Source organism: Streptomyces sp. NPDC021225 (assembly GCF_044332865.1).
GTDB lineage: Bacteria > Actinomycetota > Actinomycetes > Streptomycetales > Streptomycetaceae > Streptomyces.
The window spans coordinates 618,976-631,219 of the sequence record NZ_JBIRPV010000003.1 but is presented as its reverse complement, the minus strand read 5'-3'; the positions used below and the strand labels follow the sequence as shown (position 1 = coordinate 631,219).

Below are 12,244 nucleotides of genomic sequence, written 5' to 3'. Positions count from 1 at the left end.
TGAAGGCCAGGGCCTGTCCGGACGGCGGGGCGTGAGGCCGGACAGGCCCTGGGGATATCGGGGTGTGGCTCGCTACACGCTGAGCCAGGCCGTCTGGTCCGGGGCCAGTCGGTTGTCTTCGAGGGGGCCACTGGCCAGCAGGGTCGAGGCGTGTTCGGGCAGTTGGTACGGCTCGGTCGAGAGGTTGACCACGCACACGAAGCCGGGCTTGCGGTGGAAGGCGAGAACTCCGGCGGGGGTGTCGTCCAGCCAGGTCAGGGTGGAGTCGTCGAGGGCAGGGTGTTCGCGGCGCAGGCGGAGGGCGGCGCGGTAGAGCTCCAGCATGGAGCCCGGGTCGCCGCTCTGGGCTTCCACTGTGCGCGGCGCCCAGTCGGAGGGCTGTGGCAGCCAGGGCGCGGCGATGGGGTCTTCCGCGCCCGCGGGCGGCTGGGGGCTGAACCCGTACGGTGTGGTCCGTCCGGACCAGGGGATCGGGACGCGGCAGCCGTCGCGGCCCCGGTCGGTGTGGCCGGAGCGTTCCCAGACGGGGTCCTGGAGCATGGATTCGGGCAGGTCCTCCACCTCGGGCAGGCCCAGTTCCTCGCCCTGGTAGACATAGGCGCCGCCGGGCAGGGCGAGGGTGAGCAGGGCTGCTGCGCGGGCTCGCCGGGTGCCCAGTTCGAGGTCGGCGGGGCCGGCGGGGACGTAGGACTCGTTGGCCACCCACTTCTTTGCGGCCCTGCGGCCGTAGCGGCTGGCGTGGCGCATGACGTCGTGGTTGGACATGACCCAGGTGGCCGGGGCGCCGACGGTGCCGAGTGTCGTGAGGGTGGTGTCGATGACGGCGCGCAGGTCCTTCGCGTCCCACTCGGCCATGAGGAAGTCGAAGTTGAAGGCGGTGTGCAGGCCGTCGTCGCGGACGTAGGCGGCCAGCCGTTCCGGGGTGTCCGTCCAAGCCTCGGCGACGAAGGAGCGGTCGCCGGGGTACTCGTCGGCCACTTTGCGCCAGGCGCGGTAGATGTCGTGGACCTCGTCGCGGTCCCAGAAGGGGTGCACGCCACCGTCGCGGTCGGCCAGGTCCGGCAGTTCGGGGTCCTTGACGAGGCCGTGGGCCACGTCGACGCGGAAGCCGTCCACTCCGCGGTCGAACCAGAAGCGCAGGACGGACTCGAACTCGGTGTGGACGTCTTGGTGTTGCCAGTTGAGGTCCGGCTGCTGGGGAGTGAAGAGGTGGAGGTACCACTCGCCGTCGGGCACCCGGGTCCAGGCCGGGCCGCCGAAGCGGGAGTCCCAGTCGTTGGGCGGCAGGGCGCCCTCGGGGCCGCGGCCAGGGCGGAAGATGTAGCGCGCGCGTTCGGGGCTGCCGGGGCCTGCCGCCAGCGCGTCCTGGAACCATGCGTGTCGGTCGGAGGAGTGGTTGGGGACGATGTCCGCGATGATGCGGATCCCGTGCGCGTGCGCCTCCGCGATGAGTCGCTCCGCCTCGGCGACCGTCCCGAACAGCGGATCGATCTCGCGGTAGTCGGCCACGTCGTAACCGTGATCGGCCATCGGTGACTTGTACCACGGGTTGATCCAGAGGGCGTCCACGCCGAGGGACTTGAGGTAGGGCAGCCGGGAGCGGATGCCGGCGATGTCGCCGACGCCGTCGCCGTCGCCGTCGGCGAAGCTGCGGATGTAGACCTGGTAGATGACGGCGTCGCGCCACCAGGGAGTGGTGGCGGTGGTGGCGGGCACGGTGTTGTTGCTCCTTGGTCGTTTCATGTCGGACTCGGACCTGTCGGTGTGTCTCAGGCGGGCGTCGGCAGGCTGTGGTGGCCCGCGGCGTCTGCGTGCGGTGCGAGGCCGTAGTAGATCCGGGGCGCGCCGTCGAGTGTCAGCGTCGCGCCACCGCCTGTGACCGGGATCTGGGTGACCTGTCCGATCGCGTCCACCTGCCGTACGGCGGTCGTGGCGGCGACCACGAGCGGGGTCTTGGTCGGCCAGGGGTCGGTCCACACCTCGGGGGCGGGGAAGTGCCAGTCGGTGCGTTGGCCGGCGGTGTTCAGCAGGTAGCCGTCGGCCCGGTTCCACAGCACGACCGCGGGGCCGTCGGGTGTGTCGAACCACAGGCCGAAGGTCTGCGGGTCGGGGAAGGTCAGCCGGCCCCGGAAGGTGGCCTGGTCGAGCGTGCGGGCCGCGGTCGCGTAGGCCAGGAGCGAGGGCTTCGGGCTGAGGTCGCGGTTCATGAGGCCGTAGTGGTACTCGACGTTGTCCGGGTCGGCGACCTGGGGCATGCCGAGCACGCTGTCGTGGAACTGGTACCAGCACACGCCCCGGATCCCCTCGGCCTTGGCCAGGGCGAGGGTGAGGAGCACGTTCTCCGCGGCATGCCGGTAGGTGTCGTGCCACCAGCTGTTGGGCTTGGTCGGCGCGTATGCCTCGGTCAGCCAGATCTCCTTCTCGCCGTGCTCGGCCATCAGCGCCTTCAACTGCCGCAGGCCGCCGTAGAAGTTCCAGTAGGTGCCGTCGCCGCCGGTGGTCCAGTCGTCGCCCGGCGGTATGTAGTCCGGGGTGAAGTTGCCGCGTCCCGGGTGGTAGGCGAAGGCGTCGATCAGGTCCCAGCCGCCGGCGGCGATGAAGTTCTCCACCCATGGCTTGTCCATGCCGGCCAGTCCGTTGTTCATCAGCTTCACGGTGTCGCCGGTGGCTGCTCGCCGGTCGAAAACCGGGCGTAGTGCCTTGTCCAGGTATGCCTGCGCGGCGTCGCCGGTGTTGAAGGGTCTGTTCAGCTCGTTGCCGACCTCGAAGTAGTCGGCGCCGGCAGCGACCGCCACCGCCAGTTTGTCCGCGGCCCAGGTGGCAGCCTCGGTGTCGGTGACGTCCAGGGACGGCTGGAGTTCGATGTTGTGGCGCATGCCGCGGGCGTCGAAGACGGAGGGTGGCAGCCCGGGTCCGCCGTCGTAGGAGATCCGGACCAGGCTGATGCCGACCTTCTGCCACAGGTCCAGTACGGTGTCGGCGCTCGGCCGTTGCAGCCATGGGTAGTTGGCGACGGCGAACATGCTGTCCGTGCCGGCCTGGTAGTCGTAGGAGGGCAGGACCGCGAGATTGGTGCGGGCGAACGCCTCGTCGTCACCGGATCTGACGACCACTTCGGCCAGTGCGATCCCGCCGGCCGGTGCGGTCAGGGTAAAGGTGTGCTGCCAGGTGGCGGCCGCGGGGACGCTGCCGGTCGTGGTCGTGGCGGCCAGCAGGTCACCGTCGAAGTCGCGCATCCACAGTTCCAGCTCGGCCGTCTTGGCCGCGCCGCCGTTGGCCACCAGGGCGGTGAGTTCCATCTGTTCACCGGCCGACTCGTACAGGTTGAAGTCGCGGTTCGTGGTGAGTTCGAGTCCGAGTTCACGGCCCCGGCCGATGGTGGCGGTGGCGGACGGCCGGGTCTCGGAGAAGAAGAAGTCGGCCCGGCTGGTCCAGCCGCCGGCCGCTTCGGCCAGACCCGGAGCGTGCACCCAGGTCGCGTTCGTCCATGCCTGGCGGGACCGGTCCAGCAGGAACAGGCCGTGCAGCGCGGTTGACCAGGTGGAGGTGTGGGCGACGCCGAGGGTGGTCTCGTAGGGGATGCCGCCGCCCGTGTCGCGGACCCATTCGGTGATCGGAATGTAGTCGTCGGGGGCGGTCGGCGCCTGGATCGCCCGGCTGAACAGGAAGCCGTCCGGGACCAGCGTGTCCGCCCCGGTGACGTGCCACTCCAGTACGGCATGGGAGGTGGTGACGCTGAACCAGCCGGTGACGGCGGTCGATCCGGCGGCGGCGTCGAAGGTGTAGTCCATCCGGATCGCCGGCGTCCCGTCCCCGAGCGCGCTCAGCGTCGGGGTGCCGCCTGTGGACACGTGGATGCCGGTGACACTGTCCTTGACCTGGAACTTCGACCCGGCCGACCGGGTCACGCCACGGTCGTCACGGATGGCGAGCCTGCCGCCCGCACTGGCCAGCAGGCTGATGCCACCGGCGGACAGGGTGACGTCGCCGGCCGCGGCGTGCGCGGTGACCGGGGTCGACTCCGCGACGAGTACGACACCGGCGGCGAGGGCCGCGCCGAGGAAGCGCCGGCGGTCGAGGGCGGGTCGGGAGAAGGCTTCGGAGGTCATCGTCTGCTCCTGTCCAGCGCTGGGTGCGCACGCTGATAATGCCTATCTTCAACTTCGTGAACGACACGTTTCCAGGCCGCTACCCCGGTGTCAACAGACGCTTGTCCTGGCGATCCACCGTGCGTTACGGTCATCGCCAGCAGAAGAAGTTAGGCATTATCACGATGGAGGAGCGATGTCGCCGAGACCTCGCCGTGTCACGCAACGCGAGATCGCGGAGCTGGCGGGCGTCAGCCAGACCACGGTGTCGGTGGTACTGAATGACCGCGACGGCTCGAACGTGCGGGTCCCCGAGGCCACCCGGGCGCGAGTCAAGCGGGCCATCGAGCAGCTCTCCTACGTCGCGGACCCCGCAGCCCGGCGGCTCGCCGGGCTGGACAACCAGATCATCGGCGTCTTCACGTACGAGGCCGCGCTGTCCCCCGAGAGCATGGACTTCTACGGTCCGCTGCTGAACGGGATCGAGCGGGCCGCCGAGCGGATCGGCTGGGACCTGTTGTTCTTCACCTCCTCACCGGTGGAGAACAACACGCGCAGCCTCTTCCACCGCAAGACCCGGCTGCGGCTGACCGACGGCTGCGTGCTGCTCGGCCAGCAGATGGTCGCGTCCGAGCTGGAGCGGCTGGTCGCCGAGCAGTTCCCGTTCGTCGCGATCGGCCGCCGGGACGAGACCGCCGCCGCGGTGCCGTACGTGGCGATCGACTACACCACTCCGACCACCGCGCTGCTCGATCAGGCGGCGGCCGGCGGGCATCAGCAGGCGCTGTATGTCCACCGCGGCCGTGACACGCCGACCGCGCGGGACCGGCGCGATGCCGTCGAGGGCGCCTCCGCGGCGGGCCGACTGGCCTTCCTGCTGGTCGGTGAGGAGAGAATCGCCGACCTGCCCCGACTGGCGCGGGCGACCGGTGCCACCCTGATCATCGCGGAGGACGCGTTCCTGGCGGAGGACGTCGCGCACGCCCTGTTGGGTGCCGGGGTCGCCGTACCGGACGAGGTCTCGCTCGCCGCGCTCGGTGAGGTGCGCGGCCATCGGGTGGAGGGCCGGACACTGACCGGCTTCCACGTGCCCAGACCACAACTGGCGGCCGAGGCGCTCGACCTCCTCCAGCTCCTGATCGGCACGGCCCCGCAGGAGTGGGCCGGTCTGGACCGTGAGCGGCTGCTGGTCGCCGAGGTCGAGCCGGGGGACACGATCGTCGCGCGAACGGAGTCGCCGTCATGACCAGCGGGATCACGGCCGAGGTGGCGATCATCGGCGGCGGACTCGGCTCCGTCGCCGCAGCGCTGGCTCTTCTGCAACGTGGCCGCCGGGTGGTGATGACCGAGGAGTACGCCTGGCTCGGCGGACAGCTCACCTCGCAGGCCGTTCCGCCCGACGAGCACATCTGGGTGGAGCAGTTCGGCGTCACCGCCCGCTACCGCGCGTTGCGCGAGGACATCCGCCGCTACTACCGCGACCACTACCCGCTGACGGCCGCCGCGCGCGCCGACCGGGAACTCAACCCGGGCCGTGGCCGGGTGAGCAGGCTGTGCCACGAACCGCGAGTGGCCGACGCGGTGATCACCTCCCTGCTGGCGCCGTACCGGTCGACCGGGCGGCTCACCGTCCTGCAACCCGCGGTGCCCGTCGCGGCCGAGGTGCGCGACGCGACGGTCCGCTCCGTCACCGTCGCGGACCCGCGCACCGGGGCCGAGACCGTGATCACCGCCGAGTACGTCCTGGACGGAACCGAGACCGGCGATCTGCTGCCGCTGACCGGAACCGAGTACGTCGTCGGCGCCGAGGCGCGGTCCGACACCGGTGAGCCAAGCGCTCCCGAGACCGCCGATCCGGGCAACGTGCAGTCGATCGCGTGGTGCTTCGTCTTCGATCACGTCGCGGGCGACCACACCATCGCCCGGCCGGACGACTACGACTTCTGGCGCGCCTTCGAACTGCCCTTCTGGGGCGCGCCGATGCTGTCCTTCACCGCGCCGAACCCCCGGACCCTCGTGCCGGAGGACCGGACCATGAACGTCAACCCGGCCGCCGACGCCACCGGGGACCCGCGGTTCGACGCCGGCGACCGGGATCTGTGGCAGTTCCGGCGGATCGCCGCCCGGCAGAACTTCGCCGACGGCTTCTACGACAGCGACATCGTGCTGGCCAACTGGCCACAACTGGACTACGTGGGCGGCTCGATCATCGACACCGACGACCGGCAGCTCCATCTGGAGGCGGCGAAGGCACAGTCCCGTGCCTACGTGTACTGGCTGCAGACCGAGGCGCCCCGCCCGGACGGCGGCCGCGGCTGGCCCGGACTGCGGCTGCGCGGCGACCTGGTCGGCACCGCCGACGGCTTCGCGCAGGCGCCGTACATCCGCGAGTCCCGGCGGATCAGGGCGCTCACCACCGTGCGCGAGCAGGACATCTCGGTCAAGGCCCGCGGGGGCGCCGGACCGGCCCGCTTCGACGGCTCGGTCGGGGTGGGGATGTACCGGATCGACCTGCATCCCTCCACCGGTGGCGACAACTACATCGACGTCGAGTGCGCGCCGTTCGAGATACCGCTCGGCGCGCTGGTCCCGGTGGCCACCCAGAACCTGGTTCCGGCCGCCAAGAACATCGGCACCACCCACATCACCAACGGCGCCTACCGGCTGCATCCTGTCGAGTGGAACGTCGGCGAATCGGCCGGGGAGTTGGTTGCTCACTGTCTCGAACTCGGTCTGACCCCGAGGCAGATCGCGACCGACGATCGCCTCGTCGACCGACTCCAGGGCAGGTTGACCGCGGCCGGTATCGAACTCCACTGGCCGCAGATCGCCGGTTACTAGCCCCAACCCGAAGGCGCAGCACGCGCCGAGACCACGAAAGACGCACACCATGAACAGAGCAAGAAAGGTCTTCGGCGCCCTCGCGCTGACGACCTCGCTGACGCTGACAGCCGCCTGCGGTGCATCCACCGACGGGTCCGGCGGGAAGAACGCCAAGAACGTCAAGCTGCGGATGACGGTCTGGACCTCGAACCAGGACCAGCTCAAGCTGTTCGACTCGATCGCCGACGCCTACCGTGCCAAGCACCCCGAGGTCTCCTCGATCACCTTCGAGAGCCTGCCCTTCGAGGACTACAACACCACCCTCACCACCCAGATCGCCGGCGGCAACGCTCCCGACCTGGCCTGGATGGGCGACCTGTCGAGGGACCTGATGGCCTCCGACGCGCTGGTCGGCCTGACCGACAAGCTGAAGGCGACCCCCGGCTGGCAGTACGACGACCTGGAGGCCAGCGCGACCGAGGAGTTCAGCCGGGACGGCACGCTGTACGCCTACCCGTTCTCCACCTCGCCGTACGCGCTGTACGTCAACACCGACCTGTTGGCGAAGGCCGACCAGAAGATCGACCCGAAGAACCTGACCTGGGACCAGGTCGCAGTCGCCGGCGCGGCCGTCCACGCGGACACCGGCAAGGCCGGATTCGTCGTCCGGGACTTCGACTACAAGTCGTGGAACACGCTGGCCACCGTGTGGACCGGCTTCGGCGCATCCGCCTGGAGCCCGGACGGCAAGACCTGCACGTTCACCAGCCCCGAGATGCAGAAGGCGTTCACCTTCCTGCACGACGCCGCGTTCAAGACCAAGGCCATGCCCGGCCCCGGCACGACGGCCGACTTCTTCGCCGGTGACTCCGCCTTCACCGTGGCCCAGGTCTCCCGCGCCTCGCTGCTCACCGACAAGTTCACGTACGCGCTGTACCCGCTGCCGGCGGGCCCGGCCGGCCGGTACTCCGTCATCGGCCAGGCCGGCGTGGGCGTCCTCGCCTCGGGCAAGCACAGGACCCAGGCCGCCGACTTCCTCGCCTACCTGACGAATCCGGCGAACTCCGCGAAGCTGGCGCAGTTCTTCCCGCCGCCGCGCAAGTCGATGCTCACCGGCGCGAAGCTCGCCGCCGACAACAAGGTCCTGACCGCCGCGCAGCTCCAGGCCGCTGTGGTCGACCAGCTGCCGAACGCCGTCACCCTGCCCAACCACACCAACCCGGCTGAGATCGCCCAGAAGGGCAAGACCGCGCTGGACGGGATGTGGAAGGCCGACGCCGACATCCCCGCCGTACTGAAGTCGGTCTGCTCCGCGATCAATCCGATCCTGGCCAAGTGACCATGTCCGGCCTCACGAAGCCCCGCACAAGGGCACCTGACACCTCCAGGACGCCGGCCACGGCCCGGAACACCTCCGGAGCGCCGTTCTGGACGACCCGGCGCCGAGACGTACTCGCGGGCTACCTGTTCATCACGCCGCAGCTCCTCGGGGTCGTGCTGTTCGTGCTGATCCCGGTCGGGCTGGCGATCTGGTACAGCCTGAACGACTGGAACGTCTTCTCCGGCGAGCAGACCTTCGTCGGGGTCGACAACTACAAGGCCCTGGCGGACGATCCGCAACTCCCGTCGATACTAGGGGCGACCGCGATCTTCTGCGGCGGGGTCGTGGCCTTGAACATCGGCCTGGGCCTGCTGCTCGCCGTACTGCTGAACCGGCGGTTCCGCGGCGCGACCTTCTTCCGCACTCTGTTCTTCTCCCCGGTCGTCGTCTCCGTGGTCGCCTGGACCCTGGTCTGGGGCTTCCTGCTCCAGGACAACGGCGGAGTCAACGGGGTTCTCGGCGCGGTCGGCATCGACGGCCCGAACTGGCTCCAGCGCGGCGACACCGCGATGCTGTCGGTGATCGTCACCCAGGTGGTCCGCAGCGTCGGCGTCAACATGGTGCTCTTCCTGGCCGCCTTGCAGGGCGTGCCGACACAGCTGTACGAAGCCGCCCGGCTCGACGGCGCGGGAAGCAGGGTGATCTTCACCCGGATCACCCTGCCGCTCATCTCCCCCACGGTGCTGCTGACCGCCATCATCACCATCGTCGGAGCCTTGCAGTCGTTCGCGCAGATCGCCGTACTGACAAGCGGTGGCCCGGAGTTGAGCACCACCGTGCTCGTGTACTACGTCTTCCAGCAGGCCTTCGAGTTCAACCACATCGGTTACGGCTCGACGCTGGCCCTGATGCTGCTGTCCTTCGTCATGCTGCTGACGCTGGTGCAGTGGCAGTTGCGCCGTAAGTGGGTGTTCCATGAGGAGTAAGCCGCGTTCCCCCGTCCTCAGGCGGGTGGCCCTGCTGACCGCGCTCGGCGTCCTGGCGATCCCGTTCGTGGTGCCGACCGTCTGGATGGTGGCGGCCTCGGTGAAGCCGCTGCCCGAGATCTTCAAAGCCCCGCCGTCACTGTGGACCGCCGACCCCACCCTGTCCGCGTACACCGAGGCGTTCAGCTTCCAGCCGTTCGCCCGGCAGTACATGAACAGCGTCTACATCGCCGTCCTGGTCACCCTGATCACCCTGTTGGTCTCCAGCCTCGCCGGATACGCCTTCGCCCGGATCCGCTTCCCCGGCGCGAACGCCCTCTTCCTGGTGGTGCTGGTCGGCCTCCTGGTGCCCAGCGAGGTGACGATCGTGCCCTTGTTCCAGATGTTCAAACGAGCCGGGATGATCAACACGCACTGGCCGCTGATCCTGGTCACCGCGCTGGCCGGACCGTGCGTCCTGGCCACCTTCATCATGCGGCAGTTCTTCATCGCCCTTCCGGCCGAGCTGGAGGAGGCGGGTCGGCTGGACGGCCTCGGCCGCCCCGCGCTCTGGTGGCGGATCTTCCTGCCGCTGGCCAAGCCGGCGTTGTCCGCGGTCGCGATCCTGACCTTCCTCACCTCGTGGAACCTCTACCTGGAACCCACCGTCTACCTCACCTCGCCGGAGCTGTTCACGCTGCCGCAGGCCCTCACCCGGTTCACCGACTCCTACGGGGCCGAGATGTGGAACACCCAACTGGCGGCCGCCACCATGACCGTTCTGCCGGTCCTGGTCGTCTTTGTCATCGCCCAGCGCCAGTTCGTCGAGGGCCTGGCCCACTCGGGCCTCAAATGAGGCCGGAACGGCCCCTGCCGGCGCACCGGGCCCGGACGCCGGCGCCGGGCCCGCCCACTCCCCGCGTGGGGTCGTTCCCAGCAGCCCCGGAGGCAGACACGTGGAGATCCACCGGCCGTCACCCGACCCCGACACAATCACCCATATGACGATCGCCACGGGCGCCGCGCCCCCCGCGCGGAACACACCCCTCGTCCTCGCCCGGGGGGTCCTGACAGGTGGTGTGATCGGGGCGTCGCTGGCCGCTCTCGTCGTCGGCGGCATCATCGAGAAGTGGCCGCTGTTCGCCGCCGGACTGGGTCTTCCCGTGGTCTACGGCCTGCTCTACTTCCTCGCCGGTGTGCCGAGGCGGGCCCGGGAGGCGGCGATCGCGCCCCGTACGGCGCTCGCGATGGTCGAAAGCGTGGAAGCCGTCGGGGGCGAGGCGACCAGCGACGTGGCGGTGCGGTTCGTGTCGACGGTCGCGCCGGACGACGTACCGGCGTACCGCGTCGCGTTCACGCAGGACATCAACCTCGCGGACCTGCCCGACTACCGGCCGGGCGGCGTCGTGGTGGTCCAGTACCCGCCGGACCGGCCGTGGCGGGTGAGGATCGTGAAGCGGCCGACGCCGGAGTGGGAGGAGCGGGCGGCCGGTGCCCTCCTGGACTCGGCGCCGGGGCCGGCCCTGGTGAGCGAGCCCCCAGAGGGCTGTGCCGTCGGCATCGTCACGCTGCTCGCCGTGCTGCTCGCCGCGGCCGGTGTGGTCCTGCTGTTCCGCGCCGACCTGTTCGACGAGGACGCCTCCGCACCGCCGCCGTCCTCCGCCCAGCCGTCGGCCTCCTCCTCTTCGTCGACCACGGTGGTGTCGTCGGCCTCCGGCACGGTCACCCTCGGTCCGCACCAGTCGTTCCTCGACAAGGGCGAGCTGCGCAAGGCCGTCGCCTCGCTCGCCAAGGGCACGGACGCGCGCGCGGCGCTCACCGTCGTCGTACAGGACCGGCTGCTGTCGATCGTGTACGCGCCCACCGGCTCGCAGGCCCCGACGTTCGACCCGGACTCCCTGCCCTACGACCGCTTCCCCGCCCTCGTCGAGAAGGCGCGGACGGGCCTGGGCGTCGGTTCGCCGCAGACCTGGCAGCTCACCGTCGAACGCCTCACCGGCTCCCTCACCATCAGGGTCAGTGTGACGGGGACCGAGGGAGCGGCCTCGCTGGAGGCGGACGGGGACGGCAAGGTGGTGCGGCGCACCCCGGCGCACTGACGGACGCCGCGCCGGCCGCGTCTCACTGCCGCATCTCACCGACGAAGAGGAAGACAGGGGAAACCGCATGGGCCTGCAGGGGTATCTGGCGCTGTGGTGTGCGGTGTTCGGCACCGTCGCACTGGTCGGCTACGCCCGGTCGCTGGCCGGAGTGACCGCGGCCCAGCGGGCGGTCCGGGTCCTGGGGCGGATCGAGCAGGTCCGCAAGCCCAGACACGGAAGCTCGCAGCGCGACGGGATACCCGTGGTCGTCTCCTTCCAGGATCCCTCCAGCGGTGAGGTGTTCACCGTGACGAACGACCGGGACCACGGGGAGAGAATCACGGCGGCCTGGACGGGCCGGGAGATCGGGGTCCGCTACCCGCGCGGAAGACCGCACGCCTACCAGTTCTCTACCGGCGACCTCGGGGCAGGCCGACGCGGCCTCGGGTGGCCCAACTTCGCGCTCTTCCTGATCTACGTCGGACTGGTGGTCTTCGCCGCGATCGACTGGAGCTGGCCATGGGCCCTGATCGGCTTCGGCGTGCCCTGGACCCTGTCCGGCGTGTGGTACATGCCCCAGAACGCACGCGCGGTACGCCGCCGTACCGACGCGCTGTCCTCCCAACCCCCCGTTCCCGGCCACGTCATCGCCGTACTCACCGACACCGACACCGACAGCGAGGGCGGCACCTACACCAGCCACACGCCGGTCATCGCCTTCACCACCCGCGAGGGCACGACCGTCACCGCCTACTGCACCGACCAACTGCCCGACCCCACCAACTCCCACGGCCGCAACATCACGATCCACTACGACCCCGACGACCCCGCCGTCTTCACCCCGGACCTCGCGTCCGAAGACCGTTCCCGCGCGCTCGACATCACCAGCGGCACCGTGGCGCTGCTCCTCGGTGTGGCCGCGGTCGTCGTCGGGGCGACACTGCTGTGACACCCGACGAGCGATGG

At 70.0% G+C, this 12,244-nt stretch carries 9 protein-coding genes; 7 read left to right on the top strand and 2 right to left on the bottom strand.

Translation table 11 applies throughout. The features are described from left to right. Nucleotides 1–72: 72 nt before the first annotated feature. Nucleotides 73–1,743 (bottom strand): glycoside hydrolase family 13 protein, encoded by a 1,671-nt coding sequence (locus ACH4S9_RS16485; protein WP_398372429.1) that lies wholly within the window; start codon nt 1,741–1,743, stop codon nt 73–75. Between the two features lie 26 nt (nt 1,744–1,769). Beyond that, a complete protein-coding gene (locus tag ACH4S9_RS16480) occupies nt 1,770–4,109 on the bottom strand; it encodes a hypothetical protein (RefSeq protein WP_398372427.1) in 2,340 nt (779 codons plus the stop codon). A 175-nt stretch (nt 4,110–4,284) separates the two neighbouring features. Here ACH4S9_RS16480 and ACH4S9_RS16475 point away from each other — a divergent pair, with 175 nt between their 5' ends. The 7 genes from ACH4S9_RS16475 to ACH4S9_RS16445 all read left to right on the top strand — a co-directional run bounded on the left by ACH4S9_RS16475 (nt 4,285) and on the right by ACH4S9_RS16445 (nt 12,227). After that, the gene (locus tag ACH4S9_RS16475; RefSeq protein ID WP_311721387.1) at nt 4,285–5,334 is read left to right on the top strand and encodes a LacI family DNA-binding transcriptional regulator; all 1,050 of its coding nucleotides are present in this window, start codon (nt 4,285–4,287) and stop codon (nt 5,332–5,334) included. Next, the gene (locus ACH4S9_RS16470; RefSeq protein ID WP_311721386.1) at nt 5,331–6,929 is read left to right on the top strand and encodes an FAD-dependent oxidoreductase; all 1,599 of its coding nucleotides are present in this window, start codon (nt 5,331–5,333) and stop codon (nt 6,927–6,929) included. The genes ACH4S9_RS16475 and ACH4S9_RS16470 overlap by 4 nt, the downstream gene beginning before the upstream one ends. A gap of 49 nt (nt 6,930–6,978) precedes the next feature. Continuing rightward, nucleotides 6,979–8,250: an ABC transporter substrate-binding protein gene (locus tag ACH4S9_RS16465; protein ID WP_398372424.1), complete on the top strand. Its 1,272-nt coding sequence runs from the start codon at nt 6,979–6,981 to the stop codon at nt 8,248–8,250. 2 nt (nt 8,251–8,252) lie between these two features. Further along, nucleotides 8,253–9,218, top strand: coding sequence for a sugar ABC transporter permease (locus tag ACH4S9_RS16460; RefSeq protein WP_311721384.1), 966 nt, complete (start codon nt 8,253–8,255; stop codon nt 9,216–9,218). After that, on the top strand, nt 9,208–10,053 hold the full coding sequence (locus ACH4S9_RS16455; protein ID WP_311721382.1) for a carbohydrate ABC transporter permease: 846 nt from the start codon (nt 9,208–9,210) through the stop codon (nt 10,051–10,053). Before ACH4S9_RS16460 ends, ACH4S9_RS16455 begins: the two co-directional genes overlap by 11 nt. A 145-nt stretch (nt 10,054–10,198) precedes the next feature. Further along, the gene (locus ACH4S9_RS16450) at nt 10,199–11,296 is read left to right on the top strand and encodes a hypothetical protein (RefSeq protein WP_311721381.1); all 1,098 of its coding nucleotides are present in this window, start codon (nt 10,199–10,201) and stop codon (nt 11,294–11,296) included. Between the two features lie 67 nt (nt 11,297–11,363). Beyond that, nucleotides 11,364–12,227, top strand: coding sequence for a DUF3592 domain-containing protein (locus ACH4S9_RS16445; protein WP_311721380.1), 864 nt, complete (start codon nt 11,364–11,366; stop codon nt 12,225–12,227). Nucleotides 12,228–12,244: the final 17 nt, after the last annotated feature.